The sequence below is a fragment of the Limnobacter sp. 130 genome, from assembly GCF_902506325.1.
Lineage (GTDB): Bacteria > Pseudomonadota > Gammaproteobacteria > Burkholderiales > Burkholderiaceae_B > Limnobacter.
Map to the genome: position 1 here is coordinate 1,438,099 of NZ_LR732328.1, position 16,928 is coordinate 1,455,026.

Sequence of the window (16,928 nt, forward strand, 5' to 3'; positions counted from 1 at the left end):
ATGAGCACACCGACACCCAGTGAAGGCAAGAAAAGCCTGATTGAGTTTCCGACACACTTTCCCATCAAGGTGATGGGAAAGAACGTGCCTGAATTTTCTCAGGTGATTTGCGATTTATTGCTCAGCATGAGCCCTGGATTTGATGTTGCAGGCGTTGACATGCGCCCCAGCAGCAAGGGCAATTACCTGAGCTTGACCTGCAACGTCTATGTTCACAACCAAGACGAGCTGGACGACATCTACAGGGCGCTGTCCGGCCACGAGCTGGTGTCGGTCGTACTTTGATCAAACCCCGTAACGGGAACGATATTCCTTGACCTTTTCGTACCAGCCGGCCAGGCGAACATTGGCCGCTTGGCGAGTCAACAGGTAGCGCAACAAATCTTGCAGGTTGGCAATGGCCAGCACAGGGATACCGTACAACTGCTCAACTTCCTGAACCGCCGAGTGCTGTGTGTCCTGACCATCGCGCATGCCTTTTTCCATGCGATCGAGGGCAATCAGCACAGCTGCGGGCTCAGCCCCGTTGGCGCGAATGATTTCAACGGATTCGCGCACCGATGTGCCTGCCGAAATGACATCGTCAACAATGACAACACGCCCTTCCAGGGGAGCACCAACCAAAGAACCACCTTCTCCGTGGTCCTTGGCTTCCTTGCGGTTAAAGGCGTAGGGCACGTCGCGACCACGGCGGGCCATTTCCATGGTGGCGCCTGCCACCAAAGGAATACCCTTGTAAGCCGGACCAAACAACATGTCGAACTCAATTCCCCGCTCAGCGGTTTGCTCAAGCAAGGTTTGTGCGTAAAATTCACTGAGCTTTTGTAAAGAAGAGCCTGTGTTGAACAGACCCGCATTGAAAAAGTACGGCGACATTCTTCCGGCCTTGGTTTTGAATTCACCGAAGCGCAACACCTGCTTTTCGACAGCAAACTGCAAAAACTGGTCGGAAAGAACCTGTAAATTTTGATTTGAATCGACCACGATCAATCCCTAAAAAACTGACTTCATACAATGACCCGCATTATCTCAGCAAATCTGAATGGAATTCGTTCTGCCCACACAAAAGGGTTTTTCGACTGGATGAACCAAAGCCAGGCCGATGTGGTGTGCGTGCAGGAGATCAAGGCGCACTTGGCCGATCTTGGGCCGGAACACCTGCAACCAGGGGACTACCAAGGCTACTTTCAGGCCGCAGAGAAAAAAGGCTACAGCGGAGTAGGCATTTACAGCAAAATCGAACCACTTAATGTGACTTATGGACTAGATAACGCCGAATTCGATGCTGAAGGCCGCATGGTCACCGCAGAATTCGAGAACATGATTGTGTCGTCCATCTACTTTCCGTCTGGCAGCAGCTCAGAAGAACGACAAGAAGCCAAATTCCGGTTTTTAGATCACTTTGCGCAAATTTTCGACGATTTTGAGAGCAAGAAGAAGCCTGTTGTTTTGTGTGGCGACTGGAATATTGCCCACAAGGAAATTGACCTGAAAAACTGGAAAGGCAACCTGAAAAACAGCGGCTTCACCCCTGAAGAACGCGCCTGGATTGGCGAGGTAATTGAAAATCGCGGATGGGTAGACGCTTACCGTGTGCTGTACCCAGAGGAAACCGAGGCTTGCTACACCTGGTGGAGCAACCGAGGGCAAGCTTATGCCAAGAATGTGGGGTGGCGAATTGATTACCAGATGGTGAGCCCCGCATTGCGTGACTTGATACGTGAAGTGAGTGTTTACAAGGGCCAGAAGTTTTCAGACCATGCACCGCTGATTGCGGATTACGATCACCCGCTGTGAGTTTGGCAAGCTAGCTTGGATCGCTCAACCGGCTTGACTTCCGATAACGCGCAGCTCTTTAAGGCCCACTCGGCGCGAATTTCAATCTCTCGCCTGAAAACCTGTAGCTCCCTTGCTGAACCTTACGATGCCTGAGAACGTCCCTCCTAAAAAGCGGGTCGGGTCCGTTCTCTGTCGCCCATACTGGGCAACACCGGCCCTGCTCGGCACGCAAGGGCAGGTTTTCTTGAAGGCGAAGCGATCGAAACACCGCCGCCGATTGGGCGTTAAGCCCCGCAGTGAGATGCGCCTTGGTGGAGATTTGCAAGCCGCCGGCTCAAGCCAAATCGAGATGTCAAATCAAGAACTCAACTTGGCTTTCAAAATCTCATTCACCTGCGCCGGGTTGGCCTTTCCACGCGCGGCGCGCATGATCTGCCCAACCAAGAAGTTAAACGAGGCTTCTTTGCCTGCCTTGTACTCGGCCACAGGGCCGGGATGCGCAGCCAACACATCGTCAATCATTTTCTCGACAGCGCCTGAGTCGGAAATCTGCTCCAAACCTTCACCTTTGATACACGCATCCACGTCAGCGTACTTGCCTTCCCACAGGGCAGCAAACACCACTTTCGCAGTTTTGTTGTTCAGGGTTCCGTCTACCACGCGCTTCACCAAAGCAGCCATCAGGGCTGGCTCAATGGGTGATTCAGCAGGCGTTTTGTCTTCCCGATTCAGGTTGGCCGAAAACTCACCCAGCAACCAGTTGGCCAAGGGCTTTGCTTTGTCATTGCCTGCAACGGCCAAGGCCGCTTCAAAGTAATTGGTCATGGCCCGGCTGCCAGTGACGGTAACCGCATCGTATTCACTCAAACCCAAATCAGCGGTGTAACGCGCCTGTTTCTGGCCTGGCAATTCAGGCATTTCAGCGCGAACCTGCTCAACCCACTCCTGGGAAATCATCAATGGAGGCAAATCAGGATCGGGGAAGTAACGGTAGTCTTCCGAATCTTCCTTGCTGCGCATGGAACGGGTTTCGTTGCGATCTGGGTCGTAAAGTCGCGTTTCTTGCTTGATAACGCCGCCATCTTCGATGATTTCGATTTGACGCTGCGCTTCGAACAAAATGGCTGCCTGCAAGAACTTGAAACTGTTCAGGTTTTTGATTTCACAACGCGTACCCAGCTTGGTTTCGCCTTTGGGGCGAACCGACACGTTGGCGTCGCAGCGGAAGCTGCCTTCCTGCATATTGCCGTCGCAAATGCCCAGCCATGTAACCAGCGTGTGCAAAGTTTTTGCGTAGGCCACCGCTTCTTCGGCCGAGCGCATGTCGGGTTCGGTCACAATTTCGAGCAGCGGCGTACCGGCACGATTCAGGTCGATACCCGACTGACCTGCAAAGTCTTCATGCAGGCTTTTGCCTGCGTCTTCTTCCAAATGGGCGCGCACCAGGCGCACGGTTTTCATTTGATCGCCCAGCAAAAAGCTGACTGTTCCGCCCTGCACCACAGGAATTTCAAACTGGCTGATTTGATAGCCTTTGGGCAAGTCGGGATAGAAATAGTTTTTACGCGCAAATATGGAGTGCTCGGCCACTTTGGCGCCCACGGCCAAACCAAACTGAATGGCACGCTGCACGGCGGCCTTGTTCATGACTGGCAAAACGCCAGGCAAAGCCAAATCCACGGCACAGGCCTGTGCATTGGGCTCAGCACCAAAAGCGGTGCTGGCACCCGAGAAAATTTTTGATTCTGTTGTGAGCTGGGTGTGGGTTTCAAGACCCACCACAATTTCCCATTGCATGGTGCGATCCCTTTTTAAGACGGTGTACGAAGGTGCCAATCGGTAGCAAGCTGATAATGATCAGCCAGTGCCAGCAATTCCCCTTCCTTGAAATAATTGCCAATCAGCTGCATGCCCACTGGGCGGTTTTTGTCGCCAAAGCCCACGGGCACACTCATGCCGGGCAAACCAGCCAGGCTGGTGCTCAGCGTGTAAATGTCGGCCAGGTACATTTGAACCGGGTCAGCCGACTTCTCGCCCAAATTCCAGGCCACTGTGGGGCTGACCGGGCCAGCGATGAAATCACACTGCTGAAAGGCCGCCTGGAAGTCTTGCGCAATCAGGCGGCGAATTTTCTGGGCCTGCAAATAATACGCGTCGTAATAACCATGCGAAAGCACATAGGCACCCACCATGATGCGACGCTGTACTTCAAGGCCAAAACCTTCGCTGCGCGAATTCTCGTACATGGATTTCAAATCGGTGTAATCGGCCGCGCGGTGACCATAACGCACACCATCAAAACGCGACAGGTTGGAGCTGGCTTCGGCCGGGGCGATTACGTAGTACGCAGGAATGGACAATTCAGTGCGCGGCAGGCTGATGTTCACCAGCATGGCGCCCATGGCTTCAAGCTGTTTCAGTGCAGCATCAATTGGCGCGCGTACATCGGCGGCCAAACCCTCGCCAAAAAATTCAGCGGGAAGGCCCACACGCACACCAGCCAGCGGTTTTGCGACATCGCCGTTTCTCAAGGCCTTGCCAAAACCGGCCGTGAAATCCTCTTGATCAACTGGACGCTGCACGCTGGTGCTGTCTTTCGCATCGAAGCCCACCATGGCATTGAGTACCAAAGCACAATCGCGAGCACTGTGGGCCATGGGGCCAGCCTGGTCCAGACTGCTTGCGTAGGCGATCATGCCATAGCGGCTGCAACTGCCATAGGTGGGCTTGATGCCGGTGATGCCGCACAACGAGGCAGGTTGGCGAATAGAACCACCCGTGTCGGTGCCGGTTGTAAATGGCACCACACCAGCAGCCACGGCCACCGCCGAACCACCCGAGGAGCCACCGGGCACAGCCAGCGAGTCCCAAGGGTTCAAACACGGACCGTAGGCGCTTTTTTCGTTGGACGAACCCATTGCAAATTCATCGCAGTTCAATTTGCCAATGCTGACGGTTCCAGCAGCATTCAAGCGCGACACCACCTCGGCATCAAAGGGGCTTTGGTAACCTGCCAGCATTTTCGAGCCAGCCGTGCTGGTCCAGCCCTGTGTAACAAAAATGTCTTTGTGCGCAGTCGGAATACCCAGTAGCGCACCTTTTTCACCGGAAGCCAAACGCAAATCGGCAGCTTTGGCTTGTTCAAGGGTGAGGTCATCGCGAATGTCAACGAATGCGTTCAGACTGGATTGCTGACCCGCTTCGCGCAGGGCGTCGTGGGCCAGCTCAGTCGCGCTGGCTTTTTTCTCGTCCAGCAGGGTGCGCAGCGCGGAAATACTTTGAAGTTTGGAAGACATGCTTAAAACCACATTCCAATGTCAGATTTGCAAAATTAGGAGGTAAAACTTTTCAATGAACAATTATTCGATCACTTTGGGCACCAAAAACAAGCCTTTCTCGGCTGCTGGCGCGTTGGCCATGTTGGCAGTGCGGTTGTCTGCTTCTGTCACCAGGTCTTCGCGCAAGCGAAGCGCGATCGGCTGAATCAGCGAGATGGGATGCGCGAGCGGCTCAACACCTTCAGTGTTTTCACTGCTCAAGCGATCGGCCAATTGCATGATGTTGTTCAATTGTTGCTCAAGGGCCTGGGCTTGCTCGGGAGCCACTTTCAAGCGCGACAAGGCCGCAATTTTTGCAATTTGTCCGGAATCAAGGGACATAAATTTTCTCCGCCGACCAGCAGGCCTGAGCATCGCTTCTAAATGATGCAAAAGCCGCTTGGTGAAAGTCTGTGTTGATCAAAGTCTGCTTATTTTATAGGTTATCATCGGTAGTTATGCCACTTGACAAGTGAAGTCCCATAAATAGTGGCGAACCGGACAACTTCTAGACAACTTTGAGCTTCGCGGGCTTGGCAGCTCTCCAACTACACGACACAGGTTAGAACATCACCATGTTTGGGTTTCTACGCAGCTACTTATCAAACGACTTGGCCATTGATTTGGGCACGGCCAACACGCTAATTTACGCCCGCACCAAAGGCATCGTTCTCGACGAGCCCTCCGTGGTTGCCATCCGCCAGGAAGGCGGCCCCAATGGCAAGAAAACCATCACTGCGGTTGGCCTTGAAGCCAAGCAAATGTTGGGTAAAGTGCCAGGCAACATCGAGGCCATTCGCCCCATGAAAGACGGCGTGATCGCCGATTTCACGGTGACTGAGCAAATGCTCAAGCAGTTCATCAAGATGGTTCACGAAAGCCGTCTGTTTTCTCCCAGCCCCAGAATAATCATTTGCGTGCCCTGCGGGTCGACGCAAGTTGAGCGCCGCGCCATTCGCGAAAGCGCATTGGGCGCAGGTGCATCTCAGGTTTACCTGATTGAAGAACCAATGGCTGCTGCAATTGGTGCAGGCCTGCCAGTTTCCGAAGCATCGGGCTCCATGGTGGTTGACATTGGCGGCGGCACCACCGAGGTGGGCATCATTTCCCTGGGTGGCATGGTGTACGCAGGCAGCGTGCGCGTGGGCGGCGACAAGTTCGACGAAGCCATCATCAGCTACATTCGCCGCAACTACGGCATGATGATCGGTGAACCCACCGCTGAAGCCATCAAGAAACAAATCGGATCCGCCTTCCCTGGGTCAGAAGTGAAAGACATGGAAGTGACGGGCCGCAACTTGTCGGAAGGCATTCCACGCCGTTTCACGATTTCATCAAATGAAATTCTGGAGGCGTTGACCGAGCCATTGAATGCGATTGTGTCCGCGGTTAAATCTGCGCTGGAACAAACTCCGCCAGAACTGGGCGCAGACATTGCCGAGCGCGGCATGATGCTGACCGGTGGTGGCGCCTTGTTGCGCGACCTGGACCGCTTGCTCATGGAAGAAACCGGCTTGCCTGTGCATGTGGCCGAAGACCCGCTGACTTGCGTGGTTCGTGGTTGCGGCCTTGCGCTGGAACGCATGGACAAGTTGGGCACCATTTTCACCAGTGAATAAATAGAGTACAAGCGGTTCGAACTCCGGCTTCTAACCCAGCCTGGCCTTGAACCGGCGACAAGCCTATGGAGTACACACCACCACCGTTGTTCAAACAAGGCCCATCCGCACGCGTGCGGCTGGCCTTTTTTGTCGCGCTCTCGGTGGGCCTGTTGTTTCTCGATTCGCGCTTTGCTGCCATGGAAGTGGTGCGCAAAGCGGTGGGCACCGTACTTTATCCATTGCAAAAAATTGCAAGCCTGCCCATTGAGTGGAGCCAGGCTGGTATTGATTATGTGTCAACGCTCGACACGCTTCAATCCGAAAACAGAACCTTGATTCTCGAGCAACTTCAAGACAAACAAAGACTGCACGAACTGGAAACCCTGCGCCAGGAAAACGAGAAACTGCGCAAACTGATGAATGTGGGCAACACGCTGAAAGTGAAGCGCTCCATACTCAGTGAAATTGTCAGCGATGCACGCGATCCATTTTCCCGAAAAATCATCATTGGGAAAGGTCTGATTCAGGGTGTGAAGGAAGGAATGCCTGTCATTGATGAACTGGGCTTGCTGGGGCAAGTCACCCGCGCATTTCCAAGCCGTGCCGAAGTCAGCCTGATCACGGACAAGGAACAGATCATACCGGTTGAAAACTTGCGCAATGGGATTCGCAGCGTGGCGTATGGCGGGCTGGACGGCGGTTTACTTGAACTCCGATTCATGGCGGCCAACGCCGACATTGAGAACAACGATTTATTGGTGACCTCCGGGCTGGATGGGGTGTATCCCCGAGGCGTTCCGGTGGCACGGGTTATTCGCGTAGAACGCAATTCACGCTATGCCTTTGCCAGTATTTTCTGTGAACCCATCGCCGGTGTAGAACGCCACCGTTTTGTACTGGTACTGGACACATTCAGGGAAAAACCACCTGCCTTGCCCACGGCACCTCCCCCTGCGACCAACACAGAGGCTGGCAATGGCAATTAACCCGTTTGGCGACTCCGAGATTTTACGGCCAGTGAACCCATGGTTCATCACATTCTCACTGCTGGCTGCAATGCTGTTCAAGTTTATTCCGATCGACAGAAACTGGATCACGCCCGATTTGTTGGCCTTGGTGTTGGTGTTCTGGAACATTCGTCAACCCCGACGAATTGGCATTGGTGTGGCGTGGTGTTTTGGTGCCGCAATTGATGTGCATTCTGCCAGCGTGTTTGGTGAACATGCCCTGGCCTACACCCTGCTTTCCTACTTCGCCATCACCATTCACCGGCGGGTGATGTGGTTCTCGCCAATGATGCAAGCGGCGCATATTTTCCCGTTGCTGTTGGCTGCGCAAGCGATTACCGTGGCCATTCGTGTCATGTTCGGCGGCACATTTCCGGGCACCTTGATATTTGCTGAAAGCGCGTTGACCGCTGCATTGTGGCCACTGACTCAATTCTTGCTGCTCGCACCACAGAAGCTTCCGGAAAACCGTGACAACGACCGCCCGATATGACCGAGTTTAACCACCCAGAACAAGCCATCAAACAGTTCCGGTTCCGGCTGTTTCTGGCTGGCCTCTTTGTGGTGTTGCTGTTTCTGGTGCTGGTGGCGCGCCTGCTTTGGCTTCAAGTGATCAGCTATGACAAATACCAATCCAAAGCCGAGGACAACCGAATCACCATTGTGCCGCTGGTGCCCAACCGCGGGCTGATTCTTGACCGCAACGGCGTGGTGCTGGCGAACAATTATTCAGCCTACACACTTGAAATCACCCCATCCAAAATCGACAACTTGAACGAGATGATTGATGAACTCGGCAAGATTGTTGAAATCTCCGCCCTGGATCGCAGACGATTCAAGAAACTGCGTGCTGAATCGAAACGATTTGAATCCATTCCGATTCGTACCCGCCTGACGGACGAAGAAGTGGCCCGGTTTGCGGTGCAAAGCTTCCGTTTTCCCGGCGTGGAAATTCGCGCTCGCCTTTTTAGACAATACCCATATGGCTCATATGCGGCGCACTTGCTGGGTTACATTGGTCGAATTTCGGCACGGGATCAAGACCGCATTGAAGAACTCGACCAAACAAACAACTACCGGGGCACGGCCTACATCGGCAAAGACGGTCTGGAAAAACGTTATGAAACGCAATTACACGGACGAACCGGCTTTGAAGAGGTAGAAACCTCGGCGGGTGGCCGAGCCGTTCGGGTGCTTTCACGCTCGCCCGCAGTGCCGGGTGAAAACCTGATGCTATCGATCGATATCCGCTTGCAAGAAGCCGCGGAGAAGGCATTGCAAGGCAAACGGGGGGCGCTGGTTGCCATCGATCCGCGCAATGGCGATATTCTGGCCATGGTAAGCGCCCCCAGTTTTGACCCCAATCTGTTTGTAGAAGGCATTGACTCTGAGAACTGGAAGCTACTGAATGAAAGCATCGATCGGCCTTTGTTAAACCGGCCATTGACAGGCACTTATCCGCCCGGCTCCACCTTCAAGCCCTTCATGGCGCTGGCCGCCCTGGAGCGCGGCTTTCGCACGGCATCCAGCACACTGCGCGACCCCGGTTACTTTGACTTCGGCTCGCGCCGATTCATGGATGACAAAATTGGCGGCCACGGTATGGTGGACATGTACAAATCAATTGCCGAGTCATGCAATACCTATTACTACATGCTGGGCAGTGAAATGGGTATCGACATCATTTCAGAATTCATGGGCCGCTTTGGTTTTGGTTCACGCACTGGTATTGATCTGGACGGAGAACGAACCGGTGTGTTGCCCTCACGGGAATGGAAAGTAGCTGCTTTTAAAAAAGCCGAGGCTCAACGCTGGTACTCGGGCGAAACCATTTCGGTGGCCATTGGCCAAGGCTACAACAACTACACACCGCTGCAATTGGCGCACGCCACAGCAGTGTTGGCCAGCGGCGGAATGAACGCAACACCCCGACTGGTGCGGGCTTTCCAAAACCCGGTGAGTGGACAAGTCACTGAAAAACCACTGGAAGCTTTTAAGCAACTCAACTTGCAACAACGGCATGTCGATACAGTCAAACTGGGCATGCGCGGCGCAGTGCTTGAAGGCACGGCACGGGGTGTTTTCAAGGACGTAAAATATGAAGTGGCGGGCAAAACAGGGACTGCGCAGGTGTTTGGACTGAAACAGGGCGAAACTTACAAAGACCGTGCCGCCTCGGCCGAACGCCTACGCGACCACGGCTGGTTTATTGCGTTTTCACCCATGGAACAACCCCGAATTGCCTTGGCTGCCATTGTTGAGAACGGCGGGTTTGGCAGTCAGTCTGCGGCCCCTGCGATCAAACAGGTACTCGATACTTTTTGGCGAATTGACGCGGAGAACGATCCCTCAATTGCTTTGCCAGCGCCCCAAGCTCCTGAACAGGCTGCAAACCCGGAGGCCTTGCCGTGAACCGAACCCGCGCCATTCAACGCGAACCGATTTGGCCGCGCATCAAACCATTCCTGACGGTATTTGACCCGGTGCTCAGCACCATTTTGCTGTCGCTGGTGGTGTTTGCGCTGATTACCCAATACAGTGCCGCTTTCGATTTCGAGGGCAGATTCATCGACCACTCCCGCAATCTTCTGATTGCATTCATGGTGATGTGGATCACTGCAAATTTGAAACCGCAGTTTTTGATGCGCATTGCCGTGCCGCTGTATGTGGTGGGGGTCATTTTGCTGATTGCCGTTGAACTGTTTGGCGACATCTCCAAAGGCGCGCAGCGTTGGCTTAACCTGGGTTTTATTCGAATTCAACCGTCAGAAATCATGAAAATTTCCATGCCGCTGATGTTGGCGTGGTTCTTTCAGCAGCGAGAAAACGTCTCTGGGTGGCGAGAATTCGCAGTGGCCTCGATTATTTTGGCCATCCCGGGCGTTTTGATTCTGAAACAGCCCGACTTGGGTACGGCGCTGCTGGTGTTGGGCTCGGGCTTCTTTGTCATTTTCTTCGCGGGCTTGTCCTGGAAAGTGCTGGCTTGGCTGACTGGTTTATTCTTGGCAAGCCTGCCCGTGTTCTGGACGCTGATGCACGATTACCAGCGTCAACGGGTACTTACCTTGCTCGACCCCACCCAAGATCCGCTTGGAAAAGGATTTCACATTATTCAGTCCACGGTGGCCGTGGGTTCGGGTGGGTTTACCGGCAAAGGATTCTTGCAAGGCACGCAAACCCACCTGGAATTTATTCCGGAACGCACCACTGACTTCATTTTCGCGGTGCTGGCAGAGGAGTTCGGCTTGTTGGGCTGCCTGGTGCTGTTGACACTTTATACCTGCCTGATTGTGCGGGGACTGGTGATTGCTGGCAACGCGCCCACGTTGTTCTCACGCCTGATGGCGGGATCCATGGCCCTGATTTTCTTCACCTATGCATTTGTGAACATTGGCATGGTCAGCGGTATTTTGCCGGTGGTGGGTGTGCCGCTGCCCTTGATGAGCTACGGCGGAACCGCCATGGTGACCTTGGGCATGGGTGCAGGTATTTTGATGAGCATTCAAAATACCAAAAAACTGATTCAAACCTGAAGGCCTTGTCATGATTCAAGCCAGCAAAGCCTGGTTGCAAAACGCACTACCCGGAAAGTTTCAGCCCTTCACAGCGCGCTGGCGCGACGAGAACAGCGCCCCTGCCCAGCAATTCATTCCATGGATATTGAATGGCGAACACCTGGGTTTTTTGGACACCCAACACCAGACCACCTTTGACAAAGTGTTTCATGCTGCAGACCTTGCATGCACAAGCACCGCCCTTGGGATGAATTGCACAAGCACTGTCGGGCCACAGCTTCTTAGCGCGAAATTGGCCAGTGCAGGCAATATGCTCAAAGCCCTGGGCCTGGTACCAGGTTGGCGCAACGAAGAACAACTGCTACTGAGCCTACAAGGGCAGGTGCTGGCCACCGCCGAGCGGGCCTTGTTCAAGACACTGGGTTTGCGCAGCCGCGCGGTGCATGTTCATGTTGAAAACCACAACGGCTGCGTGTGGACAGGTGTGCGTTCGCTCACCAAACATGAAAACCCAGGAATGCTGGACAACCTGGCCGCTGGCGGTATTGCCAGTGCCGAAAGCATTGAGCGCACCCTGTGGCGTGAACTTGATGAAGAGGCGGGGCTGAATTCAGACGATTTTGCCTGGATCAAACCTTTGGCCCCGCATGAACTGGTGTTAAGCCGCCCCTTGCTGTATGGTGGCTGGCATCACGAAACAGTCATTTTGTTTCATGGCCAGTTAAAGCCGGGTCGTCGCCCCGAAAACCGCGATGGCGAGGTAAGCGCCTTCCAGTTAATGTCGCCCAATGCCTGCGTCGAAGCAATCAATGCCTGGCAATTCACACCCGATGCAGCCCTGTGCTGCGCGCTGGCGCTGAATGCCACCAAATAAATACGAAAGGAACAAACATGTTGTTGGGTTTAAAAGCCGCCACGTACCGGATTGGTACCACTGTGCTGCTGGATCAGGTTGATTTTTCAATTGAAGAACGTGAACGCGTGGCCTTGGTAGGCCGCAACGGCACGGGCAAAAGTACTTTGTTCCGGATTTTGACTGGCGAAACCACCCCTGAAGACGGTTTGGTGATCAAGCAAGACGGCATTCGCATGACCTGCCTTGAACAGGCTGTACCGCAAGAACACGATGACACTATTTTTGATGTGGTGGCGCAAGGTTTTGGGGAGCTGGGCAAACACATCAGTATCAGCCGCACACTGGGCCCACTGGATCATGACTCGCTAACACCGGAGCAAGCAAAAACACTGGAGAATGCTCAACACGAATTGGGCGAGCACCACGGCTGGCATCTAGAAAGTGAAGTAGACCAAATGCTTTCCCGCATGAAGTTGCCTCCTGATTTGCCATTCGCCAAGTTGTCGGGCGGCATGAAGCGCAAGGTGATGCTGGCCAAAGCCATGGTGAGCAGCCCCGATGTGCTGCTGCTGGACGAGCCCACCAACCACCTGGACATTCCCAGCATTGAATTGCTGGAGGAACAAATTCGTCAGTTCAAGGGGGCGGTGATTTTCGTAAGCCACGATCGTTCCTTCATGCGCAAGCTGGCCACCCGCGTGTGCGACCTGGACCGCGGCATGCTGAAAAGCTGGTCAGGTGGCTACGAAGGCTTTTTGAAAGGCAAAGCTGAGTTTTTGCATGCGCAGGAAAAAGCCAATGCGCTGTTCGATAAAAAGCTGGCTGAAGAAGAGGTTTGGATTCGCCGTGGAATTGAGGCACGCCGTACCCGCAACGAAGGCCGCGTGCGCGCATTAATGGACATGCGCAAACAGTTTTCAGACCGCCGCAACATTGTGGGCACTGCCAAGGTACAGGTACAGGAAGCCGAGCGCAGTGGCAAACTGGTCGCCGAACTGACCGACATCAACAAGCAATTGGGCGACTTGCCAATTTTACGCAATTTCACCAACACCATTTTGCGTGGTGAAAAAATTGGTTTTCTGGGCCCAAACGGTATTGGCAAAACCACTGCCCTGAAGGTGTTACTGGGGCAGCTACCCCCTGACTCGGGCCACATTAAGTTGGGCACAAAACTGGAAATTGCTTACTTTGACCAGTTGCGCAGTCAGTTCAACGAAGAAGACACTGCGGTAGAAATTATTGGTGCCGGCAAAGAGTTCATTACCATTGATGGGCAGGCCAAGCATGTAATTGGCTATTTGCAGGACTTTTTATTCACACCCGACCGCGCGCGCCAACCGGTGCGAAGTTTGTCGGGCGGCGAGCGTGCGCGGCTTATTCTGGCCCAGTTGTTTTCAACACCCTCGAACGTGATGGTGCTCGACGAGCCGACCAACGACCTGGACATTGAAACGCTTGAGTTGCTGGAAGAAAAGCTGATGGCTTACCAAGGCACACTGATTTTGGTCAGCCACGACCGGGAATTTTTGAACCAGATTGTCACCCGTTGCCTGGTATTTGAAGGCGATGGCGTGGTGGGTGATTACGTGGGGGGCTATGACGATTGGTTGCGCCAGCGCACCACTGACCCCTGGGCCAATGTGGGTAAGGCCATTACCCCGAGTGCAGCATCGGTAGCAACGCCCCCTACCCCGGCTGCACCCACTGCACCCACTGCCACCAAAAAAACCAAAAAACTGGGATACAAGGAACAACGCGAGCTGGAAATGCTGCCCGCCTTGATCGAGAAACTTGAAACGGAACAGGAAGCGTTGGTTGCCAAAATTGGCGACCCCAATTTTTACCAGCAAGATGCCGGCGTGGTGACTGCTGCGCAAGCCCGCATGGTGACACTTGAAAACGAACTTTTGGCAGCCTATGCCCGTTGGGAAGAACTGGACGGCTGAGGAAGTATTAGCGACGAATTCGGCTGGGTTGGCCCTGTGCGGTCAACACCATGCCCAATGATTGCCAAACTTCGTTGGCTTCCTTGAACGCATTGGCCAGCTGAAGACGCATGCCGTAATACAGCTTCGATTCAGGCAAAACCTCATCGGTGTCAGGCACCCTGGCTTCCAGCAAGCTGCGCGCAGTCTCTTCGCTTGCAATGTGAAAACTGCCGCTGGTTACTCGGCCACCAGTCAGGCGCCGCACTTCCCAGGTGAAACTTTGCCCCCACTCAAACTTCGCGGCGGGCGGCAAGCTGACATACTCACTTTCAAGCGGCTCCACCCAGAACCGTTTGCCTTTTGAGTCGAACAACATCAAGTTGCCCTCTCGGGGCAGCTCACCCTGAAAAACAAATTCGGGATTGCGCGTTAGCAACAGCGATCCGTCGATTGGTCGCAAAACACGAAGAGTATTTTCCTTGGGTGGCTCGGCCTTGTCATTCTTGGCTGGCTGAACACCACGCGGGCGAGCATACAAATTAACCCACTGATCAATCAAGTCCTGGTGCGCTTGCTCTATTGGAAACACTTTGACTGGCGGACCGCTAAGCACCCGCACGGTATCGGCAATCACACGAAGCTGTGCGGGCCCAGTGAATACCCGACGATTACCCGTCTTCAGCACCTGCACCGAGAAACGTTCGCCTTTGGGTACGTTAATGACATGCCCCTGAAGCAACCGCTGTGTGGGCAAGGCGCTGTACTTCTGACCTTTCGGGTTGGTCACGACCACTTTGTCAGTGGCTGCCAGCACGAAAACAACCGGGTCTTTGGCATGCGCGAATCCGGTCAACAACAGGCACGCGAGAAAAGCACTCTGTAACCACACGTTCAATACCACCCTACCAAGGACAGCCCGACCCCCAGGTAATCAGACTTGTAATTGTAATCAATCAGACTTTCACCGAAGCCGGTGAAGTATTGCAAATGGCCACGCAAATTGCTGGTAAGGGGAAATGCCCAATCGAATTGAACCGCTCCACGCGACTCGTCGCCACCGCGAAAGTTGTGCCGGGTAAGCAGCGAGTATTCATGGCCATTGTGTTTGTGGACCAGCAACATATCGCCGCGCCCCATGAAATCACTGATGTCGGGATTGTCATCTTCGGCGGCATCTTCAGCCAAACGGATCCACGGCCTGAACTGCACCATGGTGTTCTCGCGTTCAAGCCCCACCATGCCGATCAGGCGGTTCCAGGAGCGAGACAAAGGCAAGGCGCGCCCATTGGATTGGTGATTCAGGCTTAAGCCAAGCAGCCGTGGCTCCCAGCCGGTGGCGTCTTTGAACTCGCTCCAGCTCGAGCGCCAGGTAAAGATCAGCTCAGGCTCGTAATTGGTCTCGCGAAACGGGCGGGAAATATCCTGGTTCATGACCTGCCAACGACTCGATTGCGTGTATGCAAACCACAAATCGCCGTTGTCACCGAACATGTTCTCCATGACCTTGGTTTTCAGGCTCAGCTGAAACTTTAACTCATTCTGGTCAAGGCTTTCAGGGGCCCTGTTCGCCGGTACTGTATTGGCGGGGTTCGGGCTTGTTGGGCGAATGTTGGGCGATTTGTTGTGATACACCGGCAACAGGTAGACCGGCTGATAAGGGCGAATCGAGAACGTACCCCGTTTGGCTGCAGGAGCCAGCTCCCATCGACGATCCAGCCAACTCAATGTGGTGTCTTCGCTGCGTTTGTACAACAACAAACCACCATCCAGGGCTGCAGCTGCTTCAGGCGCTGAACCATCTTTGACCACCAGGCTTCTGCCTGTGGCATCATCGAAGCAGCGCAGGCGAAGTTGATCGTCTTCAACAAACAGGCAAGCTCGAAGTGCCCCTTCATCCAGAGTTTTGTTTTGAATGTTTTGGGCCGTTGCCCAACCGCTTAGGCCCAAAAGGCCGATGGCAAGAAGTAAGTGTTTGTTCATAATTGCGCACTGCATCAAGCTTGGTTCGCTAGATACTCTCACATTTGGTTACAATTCCTAAATGGTTTCATTCCGCTTCAAAAAATCGTCGGCAAACAAAGACACTTCCACCAGTGGGCAGGGTCGCGAGTTCACCATTGATGAACTGGCGCGCACCGCCAACACCACCGTGCGAAATGTTCGCGCGTATCAGGACAGGGGCTTGTTGGCCCCACCTGAAAAACGCGGACGTGTCGGCTTTTACAACGAAGACCATTTGTCGCGACTAAAGCTTATTGGACAAATGTTGGGTCGCGGTTACACCTTGAGCAATATCCACGAAATGCTCGATGCCATTGACAAGGGTTACGACCTTCGCCAATTGCTGGGTTTAACGCACGCCATTACCAGTCCGTGGACCGACGAAATTCCAAAGAATTACAACCCTGTGCATTTGGCCACCATGTTTGGTACCAGCCTGAGCCGTGGGGCGCTTGCCAAAACAATCGAGTTGGGTTTGCTGGAACCTGATGGTTTACGTTACCGGGCACCGAGCCCAAAAATTCTGCATGCAGGCGCCGAGATGGCCAGCGCTGGCCTGCCGCTGCTCGACCTGCTTGATTTGATTGCGTCACTTCGGGGGCACCTTGAAAGCTTCTGCGATCAAGCGGTTTCACTGTTTGTCAAAGAACTGGACCAGTATGGTGACAACCTGCCACCCAAAGAAGAATTGCCCAGACTTGCGCAATTGATCTGGAAAATTCGCCCACTGGCCATGACAGCCATTGAATCGGAAGTATCCAGAGCGCTGCAAAAATCAGCCAGCAAGTTTGTAGATGAGCGCATTGTCGGCCTGATCGACAAGATGGCCGAGGAAATGCCGAACAACCCGGCCCTGCAGCCCACGGGCTGGTTGCCCCCAGAGCCGCCAGTCAACAGCGAAGAGAAAAAATAAACAAATTC

At 53.9% G+C, this 16,928-nt stretch carries 16 protein-coding genes; 10 read left to right on the forward strand and 6 right to left on the reverse strand.

Translation table 11 applies throughout. The features are described 5' to 3' along the window. Positions 1-285 carry a YbeD family protein gene (locus tag FRIGORI9N_RS06900; RefSeq protein WP_159569066.1) on the forward strand — a complete coding sequence of 95 codons (285 nt, stop codon included), beginning with the start codon at positions 1-3 and terminating at the stop codon, positions 283-285. On the opposite strand, the gene pyrE is transcribed toward FRIGORI9N_RS06900, so the two are convergent. Next, positions 286-990 (reverse strand): orotate phosphoribosyltransferase, encoded by a 705-nt coding sequence (gene pyrE / locus FRIGORI9N_RS06905; protein WP_159569067.1) that lies wholly within the window; start codon positions 988-990, stop codon positions 286-288. 24 nt (positions 991-1,014) lie between these two features. Between pyrE and FRIGORI9N_RS06910 the strand changes: the two genes are divergently transcribed. Beyond that, a complete protein-coding gene (locus FRIGORI9N_RS06910; RefSeq protein ID WP_159569068.1) occupies positions 1,015-1,797 on the forward strand; it encodes an exodeoxyribonuclease III in 783 nt (260 codons plus the stop codon). Between the two features lie 339 nt (positions 1,798-2,136). On the opposite strand, the gene gatB is transcribed toward FRIGORI9N_RS06910, so the two are convergent. The 3 genes from gatB to gatC all read right to left on the reverse strand — a co-directional run bounded on the left by gatB (position 2,137) and on the right by gatC (position 5,438). Beyond that, a complete protein-coding gene (gatB, locus tag FRIGORI9N_RS06915; protein WP_159569069.1) occupies positions 2,137-3,576 on the reverse strand; it encodes an Asp-tRNA(Asn)/Glu-tRNA(Gln) amidotransferase subunit GatB in 1,440 nt (479 codons plus the stop codon). 14 nt (positions 3,577-3,590) lie between these two features. Beyond that, on the reverse strand, positions 3,591-5,075 hold the full coding sequence (gatA, locus tag FRIGORI9N_RS06920) for an Asp-tRNA(Asn)/Glu-tRNA(Gln) amidotransferase subunit GatA (protein ID WP_159569070.1): 1,485 nt from the start codon (positions 5,073-5,075) through the stop codon (positions 3,591-3,593). Between the two features lie 63 nt (positions 5,076-5,138). Continuing rightward, positions 5,139-5,438 carry an Asp-tRNA(Asn)/Glu-tRNA(Gln) amidotransferase subunit GatC gene (gene gatC / locus FRIGORI9N_RS06925; RefSeq protein ID WP_159569071.1) on the reverse strand — a complete coding sequence of 100 codons (300 nt, stop codon included), beginning with the start codon at positions 5,436-5,438 and terminating at the stop codon, positions 5,139-5,141. Between the two features lie 233 nt (positions 5,439-5,671). On the opposite strand from gatC, the gene FRIGORI9N_RS06930 reads away from it, so the two are divergent. From FRIGORI9N_RS06930 to FRIGORI9N_RS06960, 7 genes are all read left to right on the forward strand, one after another. After that, positions 5,672-6,715: a rod shape-determining protein gene (locus tag FRIGORI9N_RS06930; protein WP_008248080.1), complete on the forward strand. Its 1,044-nt coding sequence runs from the start codon at positions 5,672-5,674 to the stop codon at positions 6,713-6,715. Between the two features lie 65 nt (positions 6,716-6,780). After that, entirely contained in the window at positions 6,781-7,683 is a 903-nt protein-coding gene (mreC, locus tag FRIGORI9N_RS06935; RefSeq protein WP_236550816.1) for a rod shape-determining protein MreC, read from the forward strand. Then, positions 7,673-8,197 (forward strand): rod shape-determining protein MreD, encoded by a 525-nt coding sequence (gene mreD, locus FRIGORI9N_RS06940; RefSeq protein WP_159569072.1) that lies wholly within the window; start codon positions 7,673-7,675, stop codon positions 8,195-8,197. The genes mreC and mreD overlap by 11 nt, the downstream gene beginning before the upstream one ends. Next, positions 8,194-10,116: a penicillin-binding protein 2 gene (gene mrdA, locus FRIGORI9N_RS06945; protein WP_159569073.1), complete on the forward strand. Its 1,923-nt coding sequence runs from the start codon at positions 8,194-8,196 to the stop codon at positions 10,114-10,116. The genes mreD and mrdA overlap by 4 nt, the downstream gene beginning before the upstream one ends. After that, entirely contained in the window at positions 10,113-11,237 is a 1,125-nt protein-coding gene (gene rodA, locus FRIGORI9N_RS06950; protein ID WP_159569074.1) for a rod shape-determining protein RodA, read from the forward strand. Before mrdA ends, rodA begins: the two co-directional genes overlap by 4 nt. 10 nt (positions 11,238-11,247) lie before the next feature. Beyond that, positions 11,248-12,093, forward strand: a complete 846-nt coding sequence (locus tag FRIGORI9N_RS06955) for an NUDIX domain-containing protein (RefSeq protein ID WP_159569075.1) — start codon at positions 11,248-11,250, stop codon at positions 12,091-12,093. A gap of 17 nt (positions 12,094-12,110) precedes the next feature. Then, entirely contained in the window at positions 12,111-14,024 is a 1,914-nt protein-coding gene (locus FRIGORI9N_RS06960; protein WP_159569076.1) for an ATP-binding cassette domain-containing protein, read from the forward strand. A gap of 7 nt (positions 14,025-14,031) precedes the next feature. Here the strand turns inward: FRIGORI9N_RS06960 and FRIGORI9N_RS06965 are convergent, their stop codons facing one another. After that, positions 14,032-14,895, reverse strand: a complete 864-nt coding sequence (locus tag FRIGORI9N_RS06965; RefSeq protein ID WP_159569077.1) for a hypothetical protein — start codon at positions 14,893-14,895, stop codon at positions 14,032-14,034. Positions 14,896-14,897: 2 nt separating this feature from the next. Next, positions 14,898-15,986 carry a phospholipase A gene (locus tag FRIGORI9N_RS06970; RefSeq protein ID WP_236550817.1) on the reverse strand — a complete coding sequence of 363 codons (1,089 nt, stop codon included), beginning with the start codon at positions 15,984-15,986 and terminating at the stop codon, positions 14,898-14,900. 61 nt (positions 15,987-16,047) lie between these two features. On the opposite strand from FRIGORI9N_RS06970, the gene FRIGORI9N_RS06975 reads away from it, so the two are divergent. Beyond that, a complete protein-coding gene (locus FRIGORI9N_RS06975; protein ID WP_159569078.1) occupies positions 16,048-16,920 on the forward strand; it encodes a MerR family transcriptional regulator in 873 nt (290 codons plus the stop codon). Positions 16,921-16,928 lie beyond the last annotated feature (8 nt).

What these genes read in the sequence shown, in the direction of transcription:
- gatC (WP_159569071.1), bottom strand. Translation starts at nt 5,438, where the DNA reads ATGTCCCTTGATTCCGGACAAATTGCAAAAATTGCGGCCTTGTCGCGC.
- FRIGORI9N_RS06910 (WP_159569068.1), top strand. Translation starts at nt 1,015, where the DNA reads ATGACCCGCATTATCTCAGCAAATCTGAATGGAATTCGTTCTGCCCAC.
- FRIGORI9N_RS06930 (WP_008248080.1), top strand. Translation starts at nt 5,672, where the DNA reads ATGTTTGGGTTTCTACGCAGCTACTTATCAAACGACTTGGCCATTGAT.
- FRIGORI9N_RS06955 (WP_159569075.1), top strand. Translation starts at nt 11,248, where the DNA reads ATGATTCAAGCCAGCAAAGCCTGGTTGCAAAACGCACTACCCGGAAAG.
- mreD (WP_159569072.1), top strand. Translation starts at nt 7,673, where the DNA reads ATGGCAATTAACCCGTTTGGCGACTCCGAGATTTTACGGCCAGTGAAC.
- gatA (WP_159569070.1), bottom strand. Translation starts at nt 5,075, where the DNA reads ATGTCTTCCAAACTTCAAAGTATTTCCGCGCTGCGCACCCTGCTGGAC.
- FRIGORI9N_RS06975 (WP_159569078.1), top strand. Translation starts at nt 16,048, where the DNA reads ATGGTTTCATTCCGCTTCAAAAAATCGTCGGCAAACAAAGACACTTCC.
- FRIGORI9N_RS06970 (WP_236550817.1), bottom strand. Translation starts at nt 15,986, where the DNA reads ATGAACAAACACTTACTTCTTGCCATCGGCCTTTTGGGCCTAAGCGGT.
- gatB (WP_159569069.1), bottom strand. Translation starts at nt 3,576, where the DNA reads ATGCAATGGGAAATTGTGGTGGGTCTTGAAACCCACACCCAGCTCACA.
- mrdA (WP_159569073.1), top strand. Translation starts at nt 8,194, where the DNA reads ATGACCGAGTTTAACCACCCAGAACAAGCCATCAAACAGTTCCGGTTC.
- FRIGORI9N_RS06900 (WP_159569066.1), top strand. Translation starts at nt 1, where the DNA reads ATGAGCACACCGACACCCAGTGAAGGCAAGAAAAGCCTGATTGAGTTT.
- mreC (WP_236550816.1), top strand. Translation starts at nt 6,781, where the DNA reads ATGGAGTACACACCACCACCGTTGTTCAAACAAGGCCCATCCGCACGC.
- FRIGORI9N_RS06960 (WP_159569076.1), top strand. Translation starts at nt 12,111, where the DNA reads ATGTTGTTGGGTTTAAAAGCCGCCACGTACCGGATTGGTACCACTGTG.